The organism is Microcella frigidaquae (assembly GCF_014200395.1).
Classification (GTDB): domain Bacteria; phylum Actinomycetota; class Actinomycetes; order Actinomycetales; family Microbacteriaceae; genus Microcella; species Microcella frigidaquae.
Genome location: NZ_JACHBS010000001.1, coordinates 563,264 through 587,045, shown reverse-complemented (window position 1 = coordinate 587,045; position 23,782 = coordinate 563,264). Strand labels below are relative to the sequence as shown.

Here is a 23,782-nt window from a genome sequence, read left to right as displayed (position 1 = left end):
GTCGGCGCGCCGTAAGCACCCCGCGGGCGCGCCGAGCAGTGAGAATGGAACGGTGACTGCTGCGCCCGACCGAGTGCTCCACCGTGACGTCCTCATGGCCGTCGCGACCTCGCTCGAGAGCGACCTGGCCGACGCCCAGCCGTTGCAGGTCGAGCCGACGGGCAATGGTTTCACGCACGGCTATCGCGTCACCCTGCGCGATCGCTCCGGTGCCACGGTCGACCACACCGTCTTCGTCGAGACCTCGCCCGCCGAGGGGGCGCGCCCAGGCGTGCTCACGCTCAGCAACCCCGGCACCGGTGAGCGCGTCGACGTCTGGGTCTACCCGGCAGATCCCTCGCTGCCGGCGCTGCGCACGGCGGTCTACGCCGAGGCGGCCGGGGTCGTGCTCGCACGCCTCGGGCTGCCCGTGCAGGGCCTGCGCGTGAGTCTCGCCGCCTACCGGCCCGGCAAACGCGCCGTCGTGCGCGTCGACACCGACACCACCGCGTACTACCTGAAGGTCGTGCGACCGCCCGCGGCCGAGCCCCTGCAGGCCCGGCACACGCTGTGGCGCGAGGCGGGCATCCCGGTGCCGGCCGTTCTCGGCTGGAGCGAGGAGGGCCTCGTGGCCCTCGAGGCGCTCGCGGGCTCCGAGGTCATCGGCGTGCTCGACCGCATCGCCGACCCCGGCGCGCTACTCGACTCGATCGAGCTCCTCGGCGAGCGGATCGCCCGGGTGCCCTCGACCTCGTCGGCCCGCTCATCGCTGGTGCGGCGTATCGACTGGTACGAGGAGCGCCTGATCGAGCAGCTGCCGGCCCTCGACGGCGTGATCGAGCGGACGGCGCGCACCGCGGCGCGGCGCTTCCGGGCGGGCGGGACACCGCCCCCCTCGCGCACTGTGCACGGCGACCTCCACCTGGCCCAGCTGCTCGTCGACCCCGCCGCCCCCACGAGCATCGCGGGCGTTCTCGACATCGACACCTCCGGGTGGGGCGACCCCGCGGATGACGCCGCCGCACTCTACGCGCACCTGATCGCGACCGTCGTCCACGACGGCGGGAGCCGCGCCACCGTGCGCGCCCGTCGCGCCTCGGTGCTCGCCGACGGCTGGCGGCAGCGCTGGTTCCGCTCACCGGATCCGGGCTTCGTGCACCGCGCTCACGCGATCGCCGCCACCCAGCTGCTCGGGCACGCGCTGTCCCGGTCCGCGGCGGGCAGTGCGGGTGCGACCGAGCTGATCGAACGCGCCCAGCGAGTCGTCAACGCCGATGAGAGGCCTCTCACCACCTCCTCCTGGTGATCTCACCCGGGCCGCCGAGAGTGGGGTCATCGCAACGGACCGCCCGGTCCGTGCGGAGGAGAGGAACATCATCATGGACACCAAGAACTGGATCGCCGTGGGGGCCGCCGGAGCGCTCAGCCTCGGTGTGGCCGCCGGCGGAGCGGCGAGCGTCGCCAACGCGATGCCGCTGATCGAGACCGTGAGCGGTCTCACCGTGCCGGGCCTGACCGTGGTCACCGACGACGACGGCACCGCCGATCTCGACTTCGTGGTCGAGAGCGACAGCATCGTCTCGCCGGCGTCGGCGCAGTCGCCGGCCACGCCGTCGCCGGCATCGACCCCCTCGGTCGCCTCCACGCAGTCGCCGGTCTCGCCCGCGTCGGCGCAGTCGCCGATCTCGCCCGCGAGCCCCGTCTCGCCCGCCTCGGTCGACACCGCGCCGAGCCCGGCCTCGCCCGCCAGCATTCCCTCGCCGGCGAGCCCCGCCAGCGTCGAGGACTGAGCGCGCAGCGGCTGAGTGAACCAGCCCGACGGCCTCCGGATGAGAGCACTCTCATCCGGAGGCCGTCGCTTTCGGCGCGGTCAGCCGCCAGAATGAAGACAGACCCGTACCCGCCGGGGGAGAGGAGGTGCACCCATGGCCGCTGCGCGTCGCTGGGTCGCCGCCACCGCCGCCTCCGTGCTCGGCATCGGCGTGCTCGCCACCAGCGCGATCGGTGTCGCCAATGCGATGCCCCTCGTCGAGAGCACCCGGGTCGCCGATGTGCCGCCGATCACGACCACCCCCGGTGACCAGAAGGGCGGCCCGGCCGCCCAACCGGGCACCGGGTCGTCGACTCCCGCCCCGGCGACGTCGCCCACCCCGAGCGCGGCGCCGGTCGCATCGGCGAGCGTCGCGCCGGCTCCCTCCCCGCAGACCGTCGCCCCGCGTCCCTCGGTCACCACCTCGGTCGCCTCGCCGGCCAGCCCGGTCAGCCCGGCCAGTCTCGACGACTGACCTCCTCTGTCCGGCCCGCCGCCGGCGCTCAGACCAGCCGGTAGCCCATCCCGCGCACCGTCTCGATGCGGTCGGCCCCGATCTTGCCGCGCAGGTAGCGCACGTACACGTCGACGACATTCGAGCCGGGGTCGAAGTCGAAGCCCCAGACCCGGCTCAGCAGCTGCTCGCGCGAGAGCACCTGGTCGGGATGCCGCAGGAACTGCTCTGCGAGTGCGAACTCGCGGGCCGACAGGTCGATGGTCCGCTCGCCGACGGTCACCCGCCGGGTGCGCAGGTCGAGCGCGACCTCGCCGTGCCGCAGCACGGTCTCGGCGACGGTCTGCTGTCCCGATTCGCGCAGGCGCAGGCGGATGCGGGCCACGAGCTCGTCGAATTTGAAGGGCTTCGGCAGGTAGTCGTTGGCACCGCCGTCGAGGCCCGCGACCGTGTCGTCGGTGCTCGTGCGCGCGGTCAGCATGATGATCGGCATGGTCTCGCCGGCGGCGCGGAGGCGCGCGAGCACCTCGAAGCCGTCGATGCCGGGCAGCCCCACGTCGAGCAGCACCAGGTCGAACGACCCGGTCGCGACGTAGTCGAGGGCGTCGAGCCCGTTGCCGACGACGGTCGGGGTGTAGCCCGCCGCGGCGAGCCCCTTCTCGATGAACGACGAGATGCGCGCCTCGTCCTCGACGATCAGGATGCTCGTCATCGGTCCTCCGTGGTGCTCGGCATCGCGCTCGACGCGGTGCTGGTGGGCGTGGGTGTGCTGGCCGTCGGGAGCTCCTCGCCCTCAGGGAACCCCGGGGCGGGAGGCGGGGGCGGCGGCGCGGCAGCCGCGACGGTCGGCACGACGATGCCGAACCGCGATCCGGCGGAGGACGAGTCGAGGCTCACGTAGCCGCCGTGGGCCCGGGCGATGGCCGCGACGATCGGCAGCCCGAGCCCCGAGCCCGCGATGCCGCGGCCGGTGTCGGCGCGCCCGAAGCGCTCGAAGATGCGCTTCTCGGCTCCCGCGGGGATTCCCGGACCCTCGTCGGCCACCCACAGCTCGACCGAGCCGCTGTAGGCCGTGCTGCCGACGCGCACTGTCGTGCCCTCGGGCGCGTACTTCGCCGCGTTGTCGGCCAGCTGCAGCCAGGCCTGGGTGATGCGCGAGGTCGAGAGCGGCGCGACGGCGGTGGCGGTCTCGCTCAGTACCCAGGTCTTGCCCGGGATCGCCTGCATCTTGGCGAACACCTGCGCGGTGAGGTCGCCCACGTCGACGGGCTCGACCACGACCTGGGTCTCGACCCGGGCCAGGGCGTCGATGTCGTTGACCAGCTCGGCCATGCGGTCGAGCTCGTCGATGGCCAGTTCGCGCACCGACCGGACGTCGTCGGGGGCGGTGGGGTCGAGCAGCTCGAGGTGCCCGCGGACGATCGTGATCGGGGTCTTCAGCTCGTGCCGCACGTCGTCGAGCAGCTGACGCTGGCTGGTGAGGGCCTCATCGATGCGGTCGAGCATCGCGTTGACCGTCTCGGTGAGCGTGGAGACGTCGTCGCGGCCGGTGACGGGGATGCGCTCGCCGAGGTCCTGCGCCGTGATGCGCGAGGCCGTCTCGGCGAGGGTGCGCAAGGGCGAGAGCAGCCGCCCGGCCACGAACCAGCCGATGACGCCGATGGCGGCAAGCGACGCCAGAGCGAGCCCAGCGTAGGTCAGGAAGGCGCCGCTCACCTCGTCGATGGCGCGCTGGGCGTCGATGGCCGTGACGAAGGCGCCGACCTCGGGGTCGCCCGGGATCGTCACCGGAACGGCGACGTACCGGAGGGTGCCGACCGTGGTGATCGCCGTCCCGAGGGTCACCTGCCCGCCGGACGCCTCCTCCCAGGCACGCGTGATGAAGGCGGGGTCGTCCTCGAGGTCGAATGCGGTGTCGACGCCCGGCAGCAGCCGCACAGCTCCGTCGATGAGGGCCACGCTGCTCTCGTGCCGCCCGGGCACGATCCGCGAGAGGATCCCGTTCAGCGCATCCAGCACGGAGGACGGAACCCCCTCCGCCCCCGTCGGTTCGGTCGATTCCCCGGTGGTCCCGTCCTCGTCGGCGCTCGCTGCGGGAGCGCTGGTGCCCGTCACGATGCCGCGGGCTGCCTCGACCGTGGCGAGCAGCTCGGCGTCGAGACCCGCGATCGTGCGGTCGCGCTGAACGAGGTAGGCGGTCACGCCGGAGACGGTCATCCCGAGAGCGGTGACGATGAGGATCACCGCGAGGATCCGCGAGCGCACGGAGATGCGGCGGAGCCCGGTGCGCGTCATGGGTCCATTATCGGCGGCCGTTCGCTGGGCGGGGCCCGGATGAGAACACTCTCACCGGCGGGTGCCGGGGGCGAGCCGCGCCAGCTCGCGCAGGTCGACCGCCTCGTCGACCTCGAGAGCGAGGTGCCCCTCATGCTGGCGCAGGGTGCCGCGCACGAGCACGAACCGCGCGGCGAGGCGGTCGCGCAGGGCGCGCGGCGCGCCGGCCGGGAGACGCAGGGGCAGCACCGCTCCGCCGTCGTCGAGCAGGGCATCGCCGCCGAGCCCCGGATCGGGGCGCCGCCGTTCGCCGCCCGCGACGACGCTGCGGCCGATACTGCTCGGGCCGAGCAGGGCGAGCGGCTCGGCCTCGACGGCGCCCAGCAGTTGCTGGAACGGCTCGAGCGCCGCGCCGGCCTGCGGGCGCGGCGGCTCGACGGGTACGGGGATGTCACGCGCGTCGACGAACAGCATCGGATGCTCGGGCCCGGCGCGGCGCGAGTTCCACCGACCCATGCGTCCTCCTCCGACGGTGTCGGCAGGAGTCTATCGAACAGATGTTCGAATGTGGGGCCGTCAGCCGTCGGCGGTGACGATGCCGACCCGCGCCAGCTGCTCGAGCAGGCCCGCACCATCAGGTGCCCACACCCACGGCACGCCGCCGCGGTCGGGATGCTCATCGTCGAGGTGACTCCGACCGCCGGCGAGCACGGCCTCGGAGGTCGAGAGCTGCCGGATGGCGATCGCCGCCACCTTGTCGGGATGCTCGGCCGCGAACGCGCGGTACAGCTCCTCGTCGTGCTGCCCGTCGTCCCCGATGAGCACCCAGCGCACGGTCGGGAACTCGCGCGCGAGCCGGGCGAGGCTGTCGCGCTTGTGCTGTCGCCCGCTGCGGAACAGCCGGTCGTGCGTCGGCCCCCAGTCGGTGAGCAGCAGCGTGCCGGCCGGGTACAGGTGCCGGCCCATGAACCGGTCGAGCGTCGGAGCCACGTTCCAGGCGCCCGTCGACAGGTAGATGACGGGGGCGCCGGGATGCTCGCGCGCGAGCCGCTCCAGCAGCACGGCCATGCCGGGCACCGGCCGCCGCGCGTGCACATCGAGCACGAAGGTGTTCCAGGCGGCGAGGAAGGGACGGGGGAGCGCCGTCACCATGACCGTGTCGTCGATGTCGCTGACGATGCCCAGGCGGGCATCCGGGTCGACCACGAAGATGCGGGCGGAGACCGGTTCCGACCCCTCGGCCTGCAGGGTGATGGTGCGGATGCCCGGCGCGAGTCGCACGGTGAGGTCGACGTCGACGACTCCGCCCCGGTCGGCCTGCACGGTGAAGTGCTGCCCGTCGGCGACGACGGTGACTACCGCGTCGGCGACGGGGATGCTCGTGAAGCTGCGCCAGCCTCGAATGGTGCTTCGCTCGGGCCGGTCGCTCGCAGCGGGGGCGAGCAGCACGCGGCAGAGGACGCGGATCCAGCCGTCGCCACCGTAGCCGCTGTAGGGGATCACGACCGGGGTGAGACCGCGCTTGCGCCCTCGGCGTTCGCGCCAGCGGTGGAAGCGGTCTTCGACGGCCACGGCCCGGCGGGCCCACGGGGCCTTCGGGGCGTCGGGGGTCGAGGCGGTCTCCGGCACCCCGTCAGTGTGTCAGACGCGGGCCCCGTCGCGCCGTGCGGGCGCGGGGCTCCGCGGCCGGGGCGCACAGAACGGTATACCCTCCCCGGTATTCGTTTTGCGACCGTTCGCGCCCGAAGAACCTTCGCGCCAAGACGGACAAAACTCATTTCGAGGAGTACGCTTGCGGCTCGTCGAAAGGTTCACCATGAACGTCACCGAATCCGGTACCGCGCTCCTGAGCGCCGCCCCCATTCGCAACGAGCCCGTCCAGGCCCGCAGCACCGCCCGTCTGGCGACGCTGCTCGACTCGGCCGCCGCCGTCATCGACGAGATCGGCTACGAGCGCCTCACGACCGCCATGGTCGCCGAGCGCGCCGGCGCCTCCATCGGCACGGTGTACCGCTACTTCCCCGACCGCATCGCCGTGCTGCAGGCGCTGGGCGCCCGCAACACCGAGCGACTCCTCGCTGCCATCGCCCCGGCGCTCGCGGCCGGGCGCCACGGCTCGGCGACCGAGGTGATGCTCGCCGTGCTCGACGCGACCAGCGAGCTGTTCCGCTCCGAGCCCGGTTTCCGCTCGGTGCGTGTCGGCGATGTGATCGACCTGCTGCCGCCGCAGACCGAGACCACCGCGCACGCGGCCGTTGCCGAGGTCATCGCCGACGCACTCGTCGCCGGTTACGGCATCGCCGACACCGCCGACACCCGCCGTGCCGTCGGCACGGCCGTCGAGGTCATCGACGCGCTCGTGGCCCGCGCTTTCGCCCGCGCCCCGCAGGGCGACGCGGCGCTGCTCGACGAGGCCCGTCGCGCTCTGACCGCGGTGCTCGCCGGCCGGCTCTGAACTGATGCGCGGCCGTCCCTGCCGGCCGCGATGAATGGTCACGCGGTTGTCCTTGCCAGCCGCGACGAATTGCCTCGCGTGGCCGTCCCTGTCGGCCGCGGCACTTCCGCTCTCGTCTGGAGAACTGCCCAGAATCGCGGCGAACCGGAAGCCCTCCGGCTCCGAATGCTGTTTGACTGAACGTGCGCTGAGCGCGCGATCATGCTCGGCGGCGACGGGAAGAGGGCATCGTGATCGAGTTCCGCTCCATCTCCAAGCGCTTCGACGACGGCACGCTGGCGGTCGACGACTTCAGCCTCGTCATCCCGAGCCGTCGCGTCACCGTGCTCGTCGGATCCAGCGGATCCGGCAAGACGACGCTGCTGCGCATGATCAACCGGATGGTCGACGCGACCAGCGGTGAGCTCGAGATCGACGGCGAGAACGTGTCGACGATCGAGCCCGTGCAGCTGCGCCGCCGCATCGGCTACGTCATGCAGAACTCCGGTCTGCTGCCGCACCGGAAGGTCATCGACAACATCGCGACGGTGCCGCGCCTCAACGGGGTGCCGAAAAAGCAGGCCCATGCCCGCGCGCTCGAACTGATGGACACCGTCGGCCTCGACCGCGACCTCGCCGAGCGGTACCCCGCCCAGCTCTCGGGCGGCCAGCAGCAGCGTGTCGGTGTCGCGCGCGGTCTCGCCGTCGATCCGAACATCCTGCTCATGGACGAGCCCTTCGGTGCCGTCGACCCGATCGTCCGCGCCGACCTGCAGCAGGAGCTGCTGCGCCTGCAGCGCGAGCTCGACAAGACCGTCGTCTTCGTCACCCACGACATCGACGAGGCGTTCCTGCTCGGGCACCAGGTGGTCATCCTCGAGAAAGGCGGCCGCATCGCGCAGAAGGGCACACCGGCCGAGATCCTCGCCAACCCGGCGAGCGAGTTCGTCGCCAGCTTCGTCGGGGCCGATCGCGGAAAGCGGGCCCTGAGCATCCAGACCATCGACGGCGCGCAGGTGCTCGTCGACGGCGACGGCAACCTCGCCGGCCGACTGGTGGAGGCGAGCCCGGCGTGACCTGGGTTCTCAACAACCTCGAGCTGATCCTGCAGCTGACGCTGGAGCACATCCGGCTGAGCATCCTGCCGATCCTGCTGGGGTTCGTCATCGCGATCCCGCTCGGCTGGGTCGCGTACCGCTACCGCCTCACCCGTGGGCTGATCCTCACCCTGGTCGGGCTGCTCTACACGATCCCGTCGCTCGCGCTGTTCGCGATTCTGCCGCCCCTGCTGGGCATCCGCTTCCTCAGTGAGGCGAACGTCATCATCGCGCTCACCATCTACGCCGTTGCGATCATGGCGCGGTCGGTGGCGGATGCTCTGGCGAGCGTCGACCCGGATGTGCGCCAGGCGGCCACCGCCGTCGGGTACTCCGGCTGGGGCCGGTTCTGGGGCGTCGAGTTCCCCCTCGCCGGGCCCGTACTGCTCGCGGGGCTGCGCGTCGTGGCGGTGAGCACGGTGAGCCTGCTCACGGTCGGCATCATCATCGGCGTGCAGAGCCTGGGCTACCTGTTCACGAACGGCTACGAGCGCGGCATCCTGGCCTCGGTGCTGACCGGCGTGGTCATGACGGTGCTGGTCGCCCTGCTGTTCGACCGCGTGCTCGTGCTCCTCGGTCGGCTGGTGATGCCGTGGACCCGCTCGGCGACGGCGATGGCCGCGACCGGGGGCCGCGCATGAACTTGTTCGCAGAGGGCATCGCCTGGCTGCTCGACCCCGTCAACTGGGAGGGCAGCGGGTCGATCCCGCAGCGCCTCGGCGAGCACCTGCGCTACACGGCGATCGCCGTGCTCATCGCCTCGTTCATCGCCGTGCCGCTCGGCTGGTGGATCGGCCACACCGGCCGGGGGCGCGAGCTCGTCGTCGGCCTGACCGGCGCGGCGCGGGCCCTGCCCTCGTTCGGCCTGCTGTTCCTGTTCGTGATGGTCGCGGGCGTGCTGCAGCGCGAGCCCGCCTCCGTCGTCGTGCTCATGCTCCTCGCCGTGCCGCCGATCCTCGCCGGCGCCTACGCGGGCTTCGAGGTGATCGACCGGCGGGTCATCGATGCTGCCCGGGCCGTCGGCATGACCGAGTGGCAGATCCTCTGGAAGGTCGAGGTGCCGCTCGGCCTGCCCCTGCTCTTCGGCGGGCTCCGCAGCGGCGTGCTGCAGGTCGTGGCGACCGCGGTACTGATCTCGTACATCGGGCTCGGCGGCCTCGGCTACGACATCATCCAGGGCATCGAGCTGCGCCGATTCGACCAGATCCTCGGATCGGCGATCCTGATCATCCTCCTGGCTCTCGTGCTCGATGCGCTGTTCGCGCTGCTCGAGCGCTCGGCGGTGCCGCGCGGTGTGCGCGCCGGCCGCCTCCCCGAACCCCGCACCGCGCCAACCGGGCGCCGTGCGACGGCGGAAACTCCCGCCACCACTGGAAGAGAAGAGAAGAACTGATGTTCACAGCAAGGAACAAGGGCCGGCTCGCCGTGACGGCAGCCGTGGTCGGGGCATCATTGGCCCTGGCAGGGTGTGCATCGGGCGACCCGCTGGCGCCCGAGCCGGATACGGATGCCCCCGCCGAGACCATCGTCATCGGCTCGCAGGCGTACTACTCGAACGAGATCATCGCCGAGCTCTACGCGCAGGCGCTCGAGGCCGAGGGCTTCGAGGTCGAGCGCAACTTCCAGATCGGGCAGCGCGACGCCTACATCCCCGCGCTCGAGGCCGGCGAGGTCGACCTCTTCCCCGAGTACACGGGCAACCTCCTGCAGTTCTGGAACCCCGACACGGAGGCCACGCAGGCCGACGAGGTCTACGCCGAGCTGCTCACCGTCGTGCCCGAGGGCCTGCAGGTGCTCGACCAGTCGCCCGCGACCGACCAGGACAGCTACAACGTCACCGCCGAGTTCGCCGAGGCCAACGGCCTCGAGTCGATCGCCGACCTCGCGGGCGTCGAGGGCCTCATCCTCGGCGGAGCCCCCGAGCTCGAGGAGCGCCCCTACGGTCCGACCGGCCTGCTCGACGTCTACGGCGTGACGGTCGCCTTCGAGGCGACCGGCGACACCACGGTCGACGCGCTGCTCGCCGGCCTCGTGAACGTGGCCAACGTCTACAGCGCCGACCCGCGCATCGGTCAGAACGGCCTCGTCACGCTCGCCGACCCCGAGGGCCTCTTCCTGGCCTCGAACGTCGTGCCGATCGCCTCGGCCGACCTGCCGCAGGCGGCGGTCGACGTCATCAACGCCGTGAGCGCCGCGCTCACGCCCGAGGGACTGGTCGCGCTCAACGTGCAGAGCAGGGTCGACCAGCTGAGCTCGGCCGAGATCGCCACGCAGTGGCTGACCGAGAACGGATTCCTCGGCTAGTCCGAATCCGTTGCGTCCTGCGGGGCGGGTGCCGATGGGTGCCCGCCCCGCTTCGGCGTCGGGGGCACGATCACGGTCTCGCCGTCGGCGTACTGGCCGACGTAGCGATCGAGCACCTTCTTGACCGCGAAGACCAGCAGCCAGAATCCGATGATCACGCCGACGAAGATGAGCGCCGCGAAGTCGAGCTGCCCCGCGATGCTGCGGTAGCCCTCCGCGGCTGCCGACCCGACGCTCACGTAGGCGAAGGCCCAGATGATGCAGGCAGGCGTCAACCAGAGCATGAAGGTGCGGTAGCGCAGTGCGCTCATGCCGACGACGAGCGGCGTCAGCGAATGCAGCACCGGCACGAAGCGCGAGATGAAGACGGCGATGCCACTGCGGTGGGCCAGGAAGCTCTCGGCCCGGTGCCAGTTCCTCTCGCCGAGCCGCTGACCGAGCCGGGATGCCCGCAGACGCGGCCCGAAGAACCGGCCGATCGCGAACCCGAGCGACGCGCCCGCGAGCGCGCCGACGATGACCGTGATGACGAGCCCCCAGTACTCGGCGGGGGAGTCGACGGCGGTGCTGGCCACAAGCACCACGGTGTCCCCGGGCACGATCAGGCCGAGCAGGATGGTCGTCTCGAGCATGATGAAGAGCCCGGCGAGAAGCGTGCGCAGCACGGGGTCGACGCCCTCGATCAGCGCGAGCACCGCATCCAGCACCTCGTTCACGTCTGGAGCCTATCCAGGCTCCCTTCAGTGCGGGCTGGGGGAGACCCGCGACGCGCCTGGGCGGAGGCGATCGAGATTCGGGACCTTCGGCCCGTGTGCCGCCCGGCGGCCCGTTCCTAGGCTCGAGAGCGGCAGCGTCGCCGTGTCCCTCATCCCCCCTCTCCTGAATCAAGGCAGGTGACCGCTCGTGGTCGAATGGCTCGATCCCCTCATCCTCGCTCGCTGGCAGTTCGGTCTGACGACCCTCTACCACTTCCTGTTCGTGCCGCTCACGATCGGCATGGTCATCCTCGTCGCGATGTTCCAGACGGCCTGGGTGCGCACGGCGAAGCTCAAGTACCTTCACCTGACGCGCCTGTTCGGCAAGATCTTCCTCATCAACTTCGCCATGGGCGTCGTGACCGGCATCGTGCAGGAGTTCCAGTTCGGCATGAACTGGAGCGACTACTCGCGCTTCGTGGGTGACGTCTTCGGCGCTCCGCTCGCGATGGAGGGGCTGCTCGCGTTCTTCCTCGAGGCGAGCATGATCGGCCTCTGGATCTTCGGTTGGGACAAGCTGCCGGCCAAGTTGCACCTGGCCGTGATCTGGCTGCTCGCGCTCTCGACCACGCTCTCGGCCTACTTCATCCTCGCGGCGAACGCGTTCATGCAGAACCCGGTCGGCTTCGAGATCAACGAGGAGCTCGGGCGCGCTGAGCTGACCGACATCGGCGCGGTGCTCACCAACCCGGTCGCGCTCACGCAGTTCCCGCACACGATCTTCGCCTCGATCATGTTCGCCGCCGTCGTCATCGTCGCGGTCGCGGCGTACCACCTGTCGAAGGGGCAGTACCTCGACGAGATGCGCACCGCGCTGCGGTTCGGCCTCATCGTGAACGTCATCGCCTTCGTCGGCGTCGCGCTGTCGGGCGACCAGCTGAGCCTCGTCATGGTCGAGACCCAGCCCATGAAGATGGCGGCGGCCGAGGCGCTGTACCAGACCACGGCGGGCGCCTCGTTCTCGATCTTCACCTGGGGAACGCCCGACGGCTCGAGCGAGCTGTTCTCGATCCGCGTTCCGTACCTGCTGTCGATCCTCTCGACGCAAGACCCGATGGGCACCGTCGAGGGCATCAACGACCTGCAGGCGCAGTACCAGACCGAGTTCGGCCCCGGCGACTACACGCCCATCATCTGGATCACCTACTGGAGCTTCCGCTGGATGATCGGCCTCGGCGCCCTCTCGGCCCTCGTGTCGCTCGTCGGCCTGTGGCTGACCCGCGGCGGACGCACGCCGAGCGGCTGGGCCTGGAAGGTCGCGATCTGGGCGGCTCCGCTGCCGCTGCTCGCGAGCCTCGTCGGCTGGACCTTCACCGAGATGGGCCGTCAGCCCTGGATCGTGTTCGGGCTCATGCGCACCGAGGATGGCGTCTCGCCCGGCGTGACCGGCCTCGAGGTGCTCATCTCGCTCATCGCCTTCACGCTCATCTACGGGGTGCTCGCCGTCGTCGAGTTCAGGCTCATCGTCCGCGCGGCCGTCGACGGCCCGAAGGAGTGGGCGAAGTACGACGCCGACCAGCATGACGACGAGGCCGGCACCGGCTCCGTCGACCCCGCCAAGCTCGCGACTGTCTACTAGCAGCGCCCCTCACGGAATCGAAGGACACCCCTCATGGATCTCGCTCTCCTCTGGTTCGGCATCGTCGGATTCTTCTTCATCGGCTACTTCGTGCTCGACGGCTTCGACTTCGGCGTCGGCATGGCCCTGCCCTTCCTCGCCAAGGACGACACCGACAAGCGCGTCATGATCAACACCATCGGCCCGGTCTGGGACCTCAACGAGACCTGGCTGATCGTGGCGGGCGCATCCCTGTTCGCCGCGTTCCCCTACTGGTACGCGACCCTGTTCGACGGGTTCTACCTCGCCCTGCTGCTGATCCTGCTGGCCCTCATCGCCCGCGGCGTCTCCTTCGAGTACCGCCGGCTCGGCCGCTCGGACCAGTGGAAGGCCTGGTTCGATGGGATGATCATCGTCGGCTCGGCCGTGCCCGCGCTGCTCTGGGGCGTCGCGTTCGCGAACATCATCCAGGGCGTCGCGATCGATGAGACCGGCACCTACGTCGGAACCCTCTTCGACCTCCTGAACCCGTACGGCCTGCTCGGCGGCCTCACGACGCTGCTGCTGTTCTTCACCCACGGCGTGCAGTTCGTGGCGCTGAAGACCGACGGCGAGCTGAAGGAGCGCGCCCACGCCCTCTCGGTGAAGGCCGGACTGGTGACGATCGTCGTCGCCGCCGCCTTCCTGGTCTGGACGATCGTGCAGCACCTCGGCGCCCCGCACCTCGCGTTCATCGTCGGCTTCGCCGCCGCGGCGGCCGTCGCCCTGATCGGCTCGTGGGTCGCAAACCGCATCCGTCGCGAGGGCTGGGCCTTCGGTCTCACCGCTGCGACCGTCGTGTTCGCGGTGCTCACGATCCTTGCCGCGCTGTACCCGAACGTCATGCCGTCGACCATCGACCCGGCCTACAGCCTGACCATCGAGAACGCCTCCAGCTCGCAGTACACGCTCGAGGTCATGACCTGGGTCGCCGTGGTGATGCTGCCCCTCGTGCTCGCGTACCAGGGGTTCACCTACTGGGTGTTCCGCAAGCGCGTCACCCGCACGGCGATCCCCGTCGTCGCGCACTGAGGGGCGGCGCCCTGAAACCGCTCGACCCCCGACTGCTGCGCACCGCGTCGGCCGCCCGCGTCCTGCTGGCGGCCGGCGCGGTCGTCGCCGTCGGCCACACCGCGAGCATCATCGCGTTCTGCTGGTTCGCGGCGCAGACCATCGCCGCGGTCGTCGACGGCGTTCCGGTCGAGCGGCTCGGCGCGCTGGTCATCGCGACGGCTCTGAGCATCCTCGCCCGGGCGCTGACCCAGGCGGCCCTGGATGCCCTCGCCGTGCGCGGCGCCGCCCGCGTCAAGAGCCAGCTGCGCGCGCGGGCCATCACCGCCCTCGATGCCGGCGGCTCCGAGCTTCTCGGCGCCACCTCCTCGGCGCGGGTCGCGACGCTGCTCGGGCAGGGGCTCGACGCCCTCGACGGATACCTCGCCCGCTACCTGCCGCAGTTGATCCTCACCGCGGTGGCGACGCCGCTCATCGTGGGGGTGCTGCTGCTGGCAGATACGACGACCGGCATCACGGTGATCCTGACGCTGCCGATCATCCCCGTCTTCATGGTACTCATCGGGCTGAGCACCCGGGCCGTGCAGCAGAAGCAGTGGCGGCAGCTCGGCGTGCTCGCGCACGGGTTCCTCGAGGTCGTGCAGGGGCTGTCGACGCTCATGGTGTTCGGCCGGCAGCACCGCCAGGTCGATCGGATCGCCGAGGTGACCGACGACTACCGCCGCCGCACGATGGCGATTCTGCGCCTGTCGTTCCTCAGCGGCTTCGCGCTCGAGCTCGCGGCGAGCCTCTCGGTGGCGCTCGTCGCCGTCTCGATCGGCATCCGGCTCATCGACGGCTCGCTGCTCCTCGGCCTGGGGCTCTTCGTCCTCATCCTCGTGCCCGAGGCCTACCTGCCACTGCGCCAGGTCGGCGCCCAGTTCCACGCGGCGAGCGAGGGACTCGCGGCGGCGGAGGACGTGCTCGAGCTGCTCGAGCGCGAGCCCGCATCCGTCGCGTCTGCATCGCTGCAGCCGACAGCGTCGATCGGTCGCTCGTTGCCGGTGTCAGCGGAGACGATCGCAACGAGTGACCGATCGGCGTCGTCGTCGTCGACGGATGCGGGGCGCACGCCGCCCGCCCTCGAACTGCGCGGCCTTGCGGTACGGCGCGGCGACCGCGTCGTCGTCGACGGCCTCTCCGGCGCCTGGATGCCCGGCACGGTGCTCGTCGTCACCGGCCCGAGCGGTGCCGGCAAGAGCTCACTGCTCGGCGCCGTGCTCGGCTTCATCGCCCACGACGGGGAGGTGCTGCTCGACGGCGCCGCCTTGCACGCGGAGGACCGCCTCGGGCGCATCGCCTGGGCCGGTCAACGCCCCGACCTCACCGGCGGCCCGCTCGACGCCGTGGTCGCGCTCGGCGCGCCGACGATCGATCACGCGCAGGTCACCGCGTCCCTCGCCTGGGCGGGCCTCGACGACGTGCCGCGCGGCACGGTGCTGGGGGCGGCCGGCGACGGCCTCTCGGGCGGTCAGGCCCAGCGGGTCGCCCTGGCGCGCGCGCACTACCACGCCCAGCAGCGCGATTGCCGCGTCGTGCTGCTCGACGAGCCGACCTCCGCCCTCGACGCCGAGAGCGAGCGGCACGTCATCGCCGGCCTGCGCGCCCTCGCCGACGAGGGGCGTCTCGTGGTCGTCGTCACCCACCGGAGGTCCGTCATGGCCGCCGCTGATGAGCGAGTGGTCGTGGAGGCCGTCGCATCCGCCGCCCTCGAGGGAGCGGGCCGATGACCGCCGGCCGCCGCGCCGTGCTGCGCGCCTCCGTGCCGCCGCTGCGCGACTTCCTGCCCGCGCTCGGCCTCGGCGTGCTGGCGAGCGGCTCGGCCGTCGCGCTGCTCGCCACGAGCGCCTGGCTGATCGCCCGCTCGGCCGAGCAGCCGCCGATCCTCTTCCTCGGCTTCGCGATCGTCGGCGTGCGCGCCTTCGCGCTCGGCCGCGCCGTCTTCCGTTACCTCGAGCGCCTGGTCGCGCACGACGCGGCGTTCCGCGCGCTCGCCGGCCTGCGGGTGAGCGTGTTCCGCCGCCTCCTGCCGGTCGCGCCCGACGGGCTCCGCGGCGTGCGTCGCGGCGACCTGCTGACCACATTGGTGCGCGACGTCGACGCCCTGCAAGACTTTCCGCTGCGCGTGCTGCAGCCCCTCGTCACCGCGCTCACCGTCGCCGGGCTCGCCGTCGTCGGGGTGTGGTGGGTCGACGCGGGCGCCGGGCTCGCCCTGCTCGGGGGCCTCCTGGTGACGGACGCGCTCGCCGCCCTGCTGCTGCGCCTCGTCAGCCGCGGGGCCGACGAGCGCATCGCGCCGCTCCGGGCGGCCCTCACGGATGCGGTGCTCGAGCACGTCTCCCGCTGGGAGACCCTGCGCGCGTACGGGGCCGATGAGGCTCAGCGTGCCCGCGTGCTCGAGCTCGACGCGCAGCTGCGGCGGGCTGAGTCGCGCCAGTCGCTCGCGGCGGGCGGCGTCGCCGCGCTGTTCACCCTCGGTGCGGGCGCGACCCTCCTGACGACGCTGCTCGTCACGGCGCCCTCGCTCACCGCCGGTGCGATCACCGGCCCGCAGCTGGTGATGCTCGTGCTCGTGCCGCTCGCCGTGCTCGAGGTGGTCGCGACCCTGCCCGGGGCGCTTTCGGCGTGGTGGCGGGTGCGGGCGAGCGCCGAGCGCATCACCGCGGTCGTCCCGACCGCGGCACCCGCCGAGCTGCCCGTTGTGCCCGCGCGGCCCGCCGCGCCACCGAGCGGGGCCCCGGTCATCCGGCTGCGCGGTGTGTCGGCCCGCTGGCCGGGGGAGGCCGCACCCGCCCTCCGCGACCTCGACCTCGACCTGGCACCCGGCGACCGCCTGGTCGTCGAGGGGTCGAGCGGCGCGGGCAAGACGACGCTCGCGCACGTGCTCGTGCGGTTCCTCGACCACGAGGGCGAATACACGATCGGGGGCGTCGATGCGCGCGACCTCGACCCCGACGCGGTGCGCCGCCTCGTGGTGCTCTGCGAGCAGAGCCCGCACCTGTTCGATGAGAGCATCCGGCAGAACCTGCTGTTCGCGTGCGACACGGCGACCGACGACGACCTGCTGGCCGTGCTCGACCGAGTGGGGCTGGGCGACTGGTGCCGGGCGCGCGGCGGGCTCAACGCGCCGGTCGGCGAGCGCGGCCGTCTGGTGAGCGGCGGCGAGGCGCAGCGTATCGCTCTCGCCCGCGGCCTGCTGGCGGATGCGCCCGTGCTGATCCTCGACGAGCCCACGGCGAACGTCGACCCCGACCGGGCCGAGAGCCTGCTGGCCGAGCTCCTCGGCGCGGCGGCGGGCGCCGACCGGGCCGTGCTCGTCATCTCGCACACCCCCGTGCCCGACGCGCTCGTCACGGGTCGCCACCGGCTGCGCCCTGCGCGCTAGGCTTGCACCGCCACCGCATCCGACGTTTCGATTCCTCGAGGAAGAGGCTCACGCTCATGGTGCGCACCACCGGCCCTGCTCCCACGTTCATGACGAGCGACGACGGGGTTCCTGTCTACCGACCCGGACTCGATGAGGATCCGGAGGCTCCGCGCGCGATGCGCATGGAGCGCGACTCGCTCGGCGAGATGCCGATCCCGGCGGACGCCTATTGGGGTATCCACACCGCTCGCGCTCTCGAGAACTTCCCGATCACCCGTCGGGCGCTGTCGAACCACCCCAACCTCGTCATCGCGCTGGCGATGGTGAAGCAGGCCGCCGCGCGTGCCAACAAGGAGATCGGGGTGATCCGCCCCGAGCGGGCCGACCTCATCGACCAGGTCTGCCAGGAGATCATCGACGGCGAGCTCCACGACCAGTTCGTGCTCGGCGTGCTGCAGGGCGGCGCGGGCACCAGCACGAACATGTGCGCCAACGAGATCATCGCCAACCGCTGCCTCGAGCTGATGGGCAAGGAGAAGGGCGACTACGCGAACTTCCACCCCATCGACCACGTCAACCGCAGCCAGTCGACGAACGACGTCTACCCGACTGCCATCAAGCTCGCGATGGTGTTCAGCCTGAAGAGCCTGCTCGACGAGCACCGGCTGCTGATCGACTCGTTCTCGGCGAAGGGCCAGGAGTTCGCGCAGATCCTCAAGGTCGGCCGTACCCAGATGCAGGACGCCGTGCCGATGACCCTCGGCCAGGAGTTCCGCGGCTTCGCCACGACTCTCGGGGAGGACCAGGAGCGGCTCAGCGAGATCATCCCGTGGCTCAACGAGATCAACATGGGCGCGACCGCCATCGGCACCGGCATCACCGCCGACCCGCGCTACGCGGAGGCCGTCCGCCGGCACCTCAGCGAGATCTCCGGCTACGAGATGGTGACCTCGCCCGACCTCATCGAGGCGACGAGCGACACCGGCATCTTCATGACCGTCTCCGGCACGCTCAAGCGGGCTGCCGTCAAGCTCTCGAAGATCTGCAACGACCTGCGCCTGCTCTCCAGCGGCCCCCAGGCCGGCTTCGGCGAGATCAACCTGCCGCCGCGCCAGGCGGGCAGCTCGATCATGCCGGGCAAGGTCAACCCGGTGATCCCCGAGGTGGTCAACCAGGTCGCGTTCTCGATCATCGGTGCCGACGCCACGGTGACCGCCGCGGTCGAGGGCGGCCAGCTGCAGCTGAATGCCTTCGAGCCGGTCATCGCGACGAGCATCATGCAGTCGCTGGCCTGGATGACCAACGCCTGCCGCACGCTGCGCCTCAACTGCGTCGACGGCATCACCGCGAACGTCGACCGGCTCAACGAGATGGTCGAGACGAGCGTCGGCGTGGTCACCGCGCTGACCCCCTACATCGGCTACCAGGAGTCGGCGGCCCTCGCGTACGAGGCGCTCGCGACGAAGGTGCCGATCCGCCAGCTGGTGATCGAGCGCGGCCTCATGACCGAGGAGCAGATCGCGAAGGTGCTCTCGCCCGAGCGGCTCAGCGGCGTCGTGCCGGCGACGGGGGCGATCCCGCTGCCGATGGTGGCGCCCGAGAACTAGGCGGGCTCGCCCGCGGTGCGCGCGCTCACCGGCCGGGGGACCGCCCCGGCTGGCGGCGCGGCGCGCCACAGGTGCAGAGTCGCGTACGAGCGCCAGGGCGCCCATCGGGTGCCGAGCGCCGCGGCCTCGGCGGGCGTCGTAGCGGCGCCGCGCGCCCGCAGGGTGCGCAGCAGCACGAGATCCGTCGCGAGCAGCAGGTCGGGCGACCCCAGCACCCGCAGCGCGACGTAGTCGGCAGTCCACGGGCCAATGCCGGGCATCCGGAGCAGACTGGCCCGCAGCTCGGCCGTGGTCATGCCGACGTCGAGCACGAGCTCGCCCGAGGCGAGCGCCTCGGCCACCGCGACGACGGCGCGCACCCGCGCGGCCGGCCCGCGCAGCAGCCGAGCCCCGTGCTCGGCGATGGCGGCCGCGGAGGGGAACGGCAACAGCGCGTCGTCGTGGGGCGGCGCCGTGCTCTGATCGACGGCCGGCTCGGCGGGGAGTTCGGCGGCGAGCTTGGCAGCCGGCTCGGCAGCGAGCTCGGCGGCGAGGCGGCCGAGCACCGTCCGCGCGGGGGGCAGCGAGATCTGCTGTCCGACGATGGTTCGCAGCAGCGTCTCCGCCGGGTCGACAGCGCCCGGGATGCGGATGCCGGGCACCGCCGCGACAAGCGGCCCGAGGAGCGCATCCGCCCCGAGCGCGGCGTCGATGGCCTCCGCATCGGCGTCGAGGTCGAACCATCGCCGCACCCGGGCGGTGAGCGGCGCGACGTCGGCGAGCGTGGCGAGCGCCGCGGTGACGCGCACGCCCGCGCGCTCGGCGTCGAGCTCGACCCACACCCGTCCGGGGCCGCCGGGCAGCGTGATCCACCGCTCGGCCCCGCGGGGCTCGCCCGTGGCAGAGAGCAGCACCCGCTCGACCCCCGGCACGGCGTGGTCGGCGATGTACCGCAGAACGCCGGCGCCGTCGAACGGCGCGCGGGCGGCGAGGCGGAGGGTCAGGGGCGTGTGCGGGCCGCCCGCACGGGCGGCCGGGTCGATCGCGTCGCGGGCGCGGCGCGCCCGCTGGCGCAGCTCGATCGGAGTGAGCCGGTAGATCTCCCGCACGGTGTCGTTGAACTGGCGGATGCTCGCGAAGCCCGCCGCGTGCGCGACCTGGGCGATCGGCAGGTCGGTCGCGGCGAGCAGGGTGCGGGCGGCCTCCGCCCGATGCGCCCGGGCGAGCGCGAGCGGCCCGGCGCCGAGCTCCTCGCCGAGCACGCGCGTCAGGTGCCGGGTGCTGTAGCCGAGCCGCTGCGCGAGCCCGGGAACGCCGTCGCGCTCCACGACGCCGTCGACGATGAGGCGCATGGCCCGGCCGGCGAGGTCGTCGCGCAGGTTCCAGTCGGGGTTGCCGGGCACGGCATCCGGCTGGCACCGCTTGCAGGCGCGCAGGCCAGCCTCGTGGGCGGCCGCGGCCGTCGGGTAGAACCGCACGTTGTGCGGTCGGGGTGTCGCGGCCGGGCAGCTGGGCCGGCAGTAGATGCCGGTGGAGTGCACGCCGGCGATGAACTGGCCGTCGAAGCGCGCGTCGCGCGCGGCGAGCGCACGGTAGCAGCGGTCGTGGTCGAGGGCGGGCACCCCTTCAGCGTCGCAGGCGCGGGATGCTCGCACCAGCGGTTTTCGGACATCGCGGCACCCCTGCCCCCGCGGCCGCCGCGCCACTACAGTGTCCCCATGACCGGCCCCGACGCGTCCCCCCACCCGCACGGCACTCCCGACTACAGCGCGACGGCCTCCGGCCTCGTGAGCGTGGCACCGCCCGCCGCGGCACCCGACGACGTGCGGCTCGAGACCGCGCACCTCGTGCAGCCCGGGCTCGCCACCGTCCGTCGCCGCTCGAACGCGGGGCTCGTGGTCGCCGCGATCATCGGCTTCATCGGCCTCGCGCTCGTCATGCTGTTCGTGCTGGCCTACCTGTTCGTGGGGCTCGGGCCCGGCGGCGTCATCATCGGCGGCCTGATGGCGCTCGTGCCGCTCGGCATCGTGTTCTGGGGCATCCGCTGGATCGACCGGTGGGAGCCGGAGCCGCGCGGGGCGCTCGTCTTCGCGTTCCTCTGGGGTGCCGGGGTCAGCGTGCTCATCGCGCTCATCGTCGATGCCGAGATCCAGAGCGTCATCGCCGCGGCGGGCCTCGGCGAGTTCGGGGCCGAGTTCTTCGGCGCGGCGATCCAGGCGCCGATCGTCGAGGAGCTCGGCAAGGGGCTCGGCGTGCTGCTCCTGTTCTTCGCCGTGCGGCGGCACTTCGACGGACCCGTCGACGGCATCGTGTACAGCGCCTGGGTCGCGGGCGGGTTCGCGTTCACCGAGAACATCCTCTACTTCGGCAGCGAGCTGGTCGCGGGGGGCGCCCCGGTCGAGGTGTTCTTCATCCGCGGCATCATGTCGCCGTTCGCCCACGTCATGTTCACGGCCTTCATCGGGGCGGCGATCGGCTACGCGGCCCAGCGTCCCGGCTGGTTCCGGGGCGTCGTGGCCTTCGCCCTGGGCAGCATCCCGGCGATCCTGCTGCACGCGTTCTGGAACGGCGCACTGTTCTTCGTGAGCGACTTCTACGGCTACTACCTGCTGGTGCAGGTGCCGATGTTCGTCGTCGCCGTCTGGTTGGTGAGCCTGCTGCGGCAGCAGGAGCGGCGGGTGACGTTCGATCGGCTCACCGAGTACGCGACCGTCGGCTGGTTCCACCCCGACGAGGTCGCGATGCTGTCGAGCCCGGCCGGTCGGCGCACCGCCATGGCGTGGGCGCGGTCGCACGGTCTCGGACCGGCGATGAAGGCGTTCATCCGCGACGCGACCCGCCTCGCCTACGCGCGGCAGCGCATCGTCGGCGACCGCGACATGATCGGGGCGCAGGCCGACGAGGCCGAGCTGCTCGCGCGCGTCGCCGCCTCGCGGCACGCCCTCCACGGCGCCACCGTCTGACCGCCGTCTGACCGCCGTCGCGGCCGCCGGGCGCGAATCGCCCGCGGTCAGGGGCTGAACGAGGTGATCGTGCTGACGATCCACACCAGCGCGAATCCGACGACCATGACGATGCCGAGCACCGACACGCCCCGTCGCAGCCGTTGCCCCTGGGGGGCCACGATGTTGGCACTGAACTCGCCGATTCGCTCGTCCACGTAGCGATCGGTCTGCGACAGCGTCTTCGCGCCGACCGTCGACACGATGCGCAGCAGCCGCTGATAGGTGGCGGCATCGGCGAGCGGGAACGGACGGGCGCTGTAGACGAGCATCCACTGATCGATGATCTCGACGTCGAACGGCGACGCCTCGTCGATGAGGAGGGCCATGAGGTCGGGGGTGAAGACGTAGAGCGCGTCGCGCTCGTACTCCTTCGGGCAGTAGAGGCGGAAGTACCGGTCGAAGTCGCCCTCGAGCGACAGCACCTGGTCGTTCGAGAACACGGCCGGCAGGTTGGTGGACCCGAGCAGGCCGTTGTTGGCGCGCGAGTCGAGCAGCATGTGCGGCAGGGCCCGGTCGAGATGCAGCGCGAGGAAGCCCCAGTGGTGGGTGGTGCGGTTCTTGCCGCTGCCGGTCGTGTACCGGTAGTTGCCGAGGTCGAGGTAGCGCCCGTCGGCGGTGCGCAGGTGGTCGGTGACCTGGCGGCTCGTGCCGATGCCGAAGATCAGGCCGGGGTAGCTGGGAGCCGGGCTGAGCGACTCGTAGCGGAGGCCGTTCGCGGCGGCGAACCGCGCCATGCGCAGACGCTTCTCCCAGTCGAAGCGCCGGGCTCGCCAGGCCGTGACGCCGATGCCGATGCCGATCGCGATCAGGATGAGCGGGAAGATCAGAATGATCGCGTCGACCGGGTCGAGCGCACCGCTCAGCAGCGCACCGAGGGCCAGCACCGCCGGCGCGAGCACGGAGAAACCCAGGACGAGCACCATCACGCCGCCCAGCACGAGCCCGAGGATCCGGCTGACCTGCTCGGCGGTGGCGTTCGGTCGTGCCGCCAGCGTCGCGCGGCGGAACTCGGCGACCTCCGTCGCGGTCACGGGAGCGAAGAGCGGCGTGTAGTCGATCGTGCGGTCCACAGCGTCATGCTGGCATGCAGCGCGACGCGAGGGGGAGTCCGGGGCCGAAAATGACTCGCCGCCCAGTGGCGGGGCGATGCCTCCTGCGCTCCTGGGCGGCGAGCTGTTCTTCCTCCAGTGTGCGCCGCCCGGGCCGCGGTCGTCAATGGTCGGTCTGCGCGGTCCGGATGCTCCCGCCCGCCGAGCCGGGGCGCGCCGTTGCTACTCTGACGGTCGAGGAGCGGCCCGTCCCGGGCCCGCACGATCGGTCGACCCGGAGGCGCACGGCATGGCGAGCTGCACGACGTGCGGGAGCCCCCTGCGCGAGCGCGCCCGGTTCTGCACCCGCTGCGGGGCGGCCGTCGCCGCCGCGCCGCCGGTTCCGGAGCCCGTGGTGGCCGCGCCACCGGAGGTGCCGGAGCTCGTCGCCGCGGTACCGGAGGCCACGGCGCCGCCCGAGCCGGCGACGCCGGTGGAGGAACCGAAGGCGCACGACGAGGTTCCCGCCCGCATCCCGGTCACCCCGCTGAGCACGCAGCCGCAGCGCAGCGCGGCAGCCCTCGGAGCTCTCGCCGCGGGCATCGCCCCGCTCCTCATCTCCGTCGTGGGCAACCTCGTCGCCTCGGAGTTCGCGCGTCGCGCCCTGGGCGAGGGCGCCCCTGCCGGCGGGGCCTGGGGCCCCGTGCTCGTCGCGATCGCGGCCGTCTTCGTGCTGACCGCCGGCGCGCTGACGGTCTGCGGCATCCTCGGCGTGCGCGCCCTGCGCGAGACGGCGTCGGGCGCCGTGCGCGGCCGACCCCTCGCGATCGCCGGGCTCGCCGCCGGGGCCGTGAATCTCGTGCTCTGGGTCGCCGGGCTCATCGTGACCGTCGGCAGCCTCGGCGCGGTCATCGCCTGACGCGCGCTGTTCCGACCGAGGCGCGCCCGAGCGCCTCCAGCGTCTGCGCAGTCTCCTCCCAGGCATCTGCCAGCCCTAGCCGCATCCGTCGGCGCGCGTCGGAGGGAAGTGAAGAGTGAAGGC

General features: G+C 72.0%; 22 protein-coding genes. 15 read left to right on the top strand and 7 right to left on the bottom strand.

All coding sequences use genetic code 11. The annotated features are described in order from the left end of the window. Positions 1 to 52: 52 nt before the first annotated feature. From BJ959_RS02865 to BJ959_RS12785, 3 genes are all read left to right on the top strand, one after another. A complete protein-coding gene (locus BJ959_RS02865; protein WP_153981673.1) occupies positions 53 to 1,285 on the top strand; it encodes a phosphotransferase in 1,233 nt (410 codons plus the stop codon). Between the two features lie 73 nt (positions 1,286 to 1,358). Then, positions 1,359 to 1,769 (top strand): hypothetical protein, encoded by a 411-nt coding sequence (locus BJ959_RS02860; protein WP_153981672.1) that lies wholly within the window; start codon positions 1,359 to 1,361, stop codon positions 1,767 to 1,769. 135 nt (positions 1,770 to 1,904) lie between these two features. After that, positions 1,905 to 2,264 carry a hypothetical protein gene (locus BJ959_RS12785; protein ID WP_153981671.1) on the top strand — a complete coding sequence of 120 codons (360 nt, stop codon included), beginning with the start codon at positions 1,905 to 1,907 and terminating at the stop codon, positions 2,262 to 2,264. 28 nt (positions 2,265 to 2,292) lie between these two features. Here BJ959_RS12785 and BJ959_RS02850 read toward each other — a convergent pair whose 3' ends face one another. Genes BJ959_RS02850 through BJ959_RS02835 form a run of 4 tightly spaced genes read right to left on the bottom strand, consistent with a single transcriptional unit; the run spans position 2,293 to position 6,146 of the window. After that, positions 2,293 to 2,955, bottom strand: coding sequence for a response regulator transcription factor (locus BJ959_RS02850; RefSeq protein ID WP_153981670.1), 663 nt, complete (start codon positions 2,953 to 2,955; stop codon positions 2,293 to 2,295). Then, positions 2,952 to 4,538: a sensor histidine kinase gene (locus BJ959_RS02845; RefSeq protein ID WP_153981669.1), complete on the bottom strand. Its 1,587-nt coding sequence runs from the start codon at positions 4,536 to 4,538 to the stop codon at positions 2,952 to 2,954. Before BJ959_RS02845 ends, BJ959_RS02850 begins: the two co-directional genes overlap by 4 nt. A 51-nt stretch (positions 4,539 to 4,589) precedes the next feature. Further along, positions 4,590 to 5,033, bottom strand: coding sequence for a hypothetical protein (locus BJ959_RS02840; protein WP_153981668.1), 444 nt, complete (start codon positions 5,031 to 5,033; stop codon positions 4,590 to 4,592). A gap of 60 nt (positions 5,034 to 5,093) precedes the next feature. Then, positions 5,094 to 6,146: a phosphatase domain-containing protein gene (locus tag BJ959_RS02835; RefSeq protein WP_153981667.1), complete on the bottom strand. Its 1,053-nt coding sequence runs from the start codon at positions 6,144 to 6,146 to the stop codon at positions 5,094 to 5,096. Between the two features lie 187 nt (positions 6,147 to 6,333). On the opposite strand from BJ959_RS02835, the gene BJ959_RS02830 reads away from it, so the two are divergent. The 5 genes from BJ959_RS02830 (at position 6,334) to BJ959_RS02810 (ending at position 10,352) form a co-directional block, all read left to right on the top strand. After that, positions 6,334 to 6,972 (top strand): TetR/AcrR family transcriptional regulator, encoded by a 639-nt coding sequence (locus BJ959_RS02830; protein WP_153981666.1) that lies wholly within the window; start codon positions 6,334 to 6,336, stop codon positions 6,970 to 6,972. 230 nt (positions 6,973 to 7,202) lie between these two features. Beyond that, positions 7,203 to 8,027, top strand: a complete 825-nt coding sequence (locus tag BJ959_RS02825; protein ID WP_153981665.1) for an ATP-binding cassette domain-containing protein — start codon at positions 7,203 to 7,205, stop codon at positions 8,025 to 8,027. Further along, the gene (locus BJ959_RS02820; RefSeq protein WP_153981664.1) at positions 8,024 to 8,689 is read left to right on the top strand and encodes an ABC transporter permease subunit; all 666 of its coding nucleotides are present in this window, start codon (positions 8,024 to 8,026) and stop codon (positions 8,687 to 8,689) included. The genes BJ959_RS02825 and BJ959_RS02820 overlap by 4 nt, the downstream gene beginning before the upstream one ends. After that, the gene (locus tag BJ959_RS02815; RefSeq protein WP_153981663.1) at positions 8,686 to 9,441 is read left to right on the top strand and encodes an ABC transporter permease; all 756 of its coding nucleotides are present in this window, start codon (positions 8,686 to 8,688) and stop codon (positions 9,439 to 9,441) included. Before BJ959_RS02820 ends, BJ959_RS02815 begins: the two co-directional genes overlap by 4 nt. Then, positions 9,441 to 10,352: an ABC transporter substrate-binding protein gene (locus BJ959_RS02810; RefSeq protein ID WP_153981662.1), complete on the top strand. Its 912-nt coding sequence runs from the start codon at positions 9,441 to 9,443 to the stop codon at positions 10,350 to 10,352. The genes BJ959_RS02815 and BJ959_RS02810 overlap by 1 nt, the downstream gene beginning before the upstream one ends. Here the strand turns inward: BJ959_RS02810 and BJ959_RS02805 are convergent. Beyond that, a complete protein-coding gene (locus tag BJ959_RS02805; protein WP_153981661.1) occupies positions 10,349 to 11,068 on the bottom strand; it encodes a VTT domain-containing protein in 720 nt (239 codons plus the stop codon). The two genes, BJ959_RS02810 and BJ959_RS02805, sit on opposite strands and share 4 nt — an antisense overlap. A gap of 187 nt (positions 11,069 to 11,255) precedes the next feature. On the opposite strand from BJ959_RS02805, the gene BJ959_RS02800 reads away from it, so the two are divergent. The 5 genes from BJ959_RS02800 (at position 11,256) to BJ959_RS02780 (ending at position 18,728) form a co-directional block, all read left to right on the top strand. Continuing rightward, entirely contained in the window at positions 11,256 to 12,686 is a 1,431-nt protein-coding gene (locus tag BJ959_RS02800) for a cytochrome ubiquinol oxidase subunit I (RefSeq protein WP_183321852.1), read from the top strand. A gap of 33 nt (positions 12,687 to 12,719) precedes the next feature. Further along, positions 12,720 to 13,736 carry a cytochrome d ubiquinol oxidase subunit II gene (cydB, locus tag BJ959_RS02795; RefSeq protein ID WP_153981659.1) on the top strand — a complete coding sequence of 339 codons (1,017 nt, stop codon included), beginning with the start codon at positions 12,720 to 12,722 and terminating at the stop codon, positions 13,734 to 13,736. Further along, entirely contained in the window at positions 13,733 to 15,484 is a 1,752-nt protein-coding gene (gene cydD / locus BJ959_RS02790; RefSeq protein ID WP_341800018.1) for a thiol reductant ABC exporter subunit CydD, read from the top strand. The genes cydB and cydD overlap by 4 nt, the downstream gene beginning before the upstream one ends. Further along, entirely contained in the window at positions 15,481 to 17,139 is a 1,659-nt protein-coding gene (gene cydC, locus BJ959_RS02785; RefSeq protein WP_153981658.1) for a thiol reductant ABC exporter subunit CydC, read from the top strand. Before cydD ends, cydC begins: the two co-directional genes overlap by 4 nt. Before the next feature lie 158 nt (positions 17,140 to 17,297). After that, positions 17,298 to 18,728, top strand: a complete 1,431-nt coding sequence (locus tag BJ959_RS02780) for an aspartate ammonia-lyase (protein WP_243739006.1) — start codon at positions 17,298 to 17,300, stop codon at positions 18,726 to 18,728. On the opposite strand, the gene BJ959_RS02775 is transcribed toward BJ959_RS02780, so the two are convergent. Beyond that, complete coding sequence (locus tag BJ959_RS02775) at positions 18,725 to 20,329, bottom strand: AlkA N-terminal domain-containing protein (protein WP_153981657.1); 1,605 nt, start codon at positions 20,327 to 20,329, stop codon at positions 18,725 to 18,727. The genes BJ959_RS02780 and BJ959_RS02775 overlap by 4 nt on opposite strands. A gap of 96 nt (positions 20,330 to 20,425) precedes the next feature. Between BJ959_RS02775 and BJ959_RS02770 the strand changes: the two genes are divergently transcribed. After that, positions 20,426 to 21,670, top strand: a complete 1,245-nt coding sequence (locus BJ959_RS02770) for a PrsW family intramembrane metalloprotease (protein ID WP_153981656.1) — start codon at positions 20,426 to 20,428, stop codon at positions 21,668 to 21,670. A 47-nt stretch (positions 21,671 to 21,717) separates the two neighbouring features. On the opposite strand, the gene BJ959_RS02765 is transcribed toward BJ959_RS02770, so the two are convergent. Further along, positions 21,718 to 22,782, bottom strand: coding sequence for a hypothetical protein (locus BJ959_RS02765; protein ID WP_153981655.1), 1,065 nt, complete (start codon positions 22,780 to 22,782; stop codon positions 21,718 to 21,720). Between the two features lie 268 nt (positions 22,783 to 23,050). On the opposite strand from BJ959_RS02765, the gene BJ959_RS02760 reads away from it, so the two are divergent. Further along, the gene (locus BJ959_RS02760) at positions 23,051 to 23,659 is read left to right on the top strand and encodes a zinc ribbon domain-containing protein (RefSeq protein ID WP_165879038.1); all 609 of its coding nucleotides are present in this window, start codon (positions 23,051 to 23,053) and stop codon (positions 23,657 to 23,659) included. The last annotated feature ends 123 nt before the right edge of the window (positions 23,660 to 23,782 follow it).

What these genes read in the sequence shown, in the direction of transcription:
- BJ959_RS02860 (WP_153981672.1), top strand. Translation starts at nt 1,359, where the DNA reads ATGGACACCAAGAACTGGATCGCCGTGGGGGCCGCCGGAGCGCTCAGC.
- BJ959_RS12785 (WP_153981671.1), top strand. Translation starts at nt 1,905, where the DNA reads ATGGCCGCTGCGCGTCGCTGGGTCGCCGCCACCGCCGCCTCCGTGCTC.
- BJ959_RS02850 (WP_153981670.1), bottom strand. Translation starts at nt 2,955, where the DNA reads ATGACGAGCATCCTGATCGTCGAGGACGAGGCGCGCATCTCGTCGTTC.
- BJ959_RS02845 (WP_153981669.1), bottom strand. Translation starts at nt 4,538, where the DNA reads ATGACGCGCACCGGGCTCCGCCGCATCTCCGTGCGCTCGCGGATCCTC.
- BJ959_RS02840 (WP_153981668.1), bottom strand. Translation starts at nt 5,033, where the DNA reads ATGGGTCGGTGGAACTCGCGCCGCGCCGGGCCCGAGCATCCGATGCTG.
- BJ959_RS02830 (WP_153981666.1), top strand. Translation starts at nt 6,334, where the DNA reads ATGAACGTCACCGAATCCGGTACCGCGCTCCTGAGCGCCGCCCCCATT.
- BJ959_RS02815 (WP_153981663.1), top strand. Translation starts at nt 8,686, where the DNA reads ATGAACTTGTTCGCAGAGGGCATCGCCTGGCTGCTCGACCCCGTCAAC.
- BJ959_RS02810 (WP_153981662.1), top strand. Translation starts at nt 9,441, where the DNA reads ATGTTCACAGCAAGGAACAAGGGCCGGCTCGCCGTGACGGCAGCCGTG.
- cydB (WP_153981659.1), top strand. Translation starts at nt 12,720, where the DNA reads ATGGATCTCGCTCTCCTCTGGTTCGGCATCGTCGGATTCTTCTTCATC.
- cydC (WP_153981658.1), top strand. Translation starts at nt 15,481, where the DNA reads ATGACCGCCGGCCGCCGCGCCGTGCTGCGCGCCTCCGTGCCGCCGCTG.
- BJ959_RS02780 (WP_243739006.1), top strand. Translation starts at nt 17,298, where the DNA reads ATGCGCATGGAGCGCGACTCGCTCGGCGAGATGCCGATCCCGGCGGAC.
- BJ959_RS02770 (WP_153981656.1), top strand. Translation starts at nt 20,426, where the DNA reads ATGACCGGCCCCGACGCGTCCCCCCACCCGCACGGCACTCCCGACTAC.
- BJ959_RS02760 (WP_165879038.1), top strand. Translation starts at nt 23,051, where the DNA reads ATGGCGAGCTGCACGACGTGCGGGAGCCCCCTGCGCGAGCGCGCCCGG.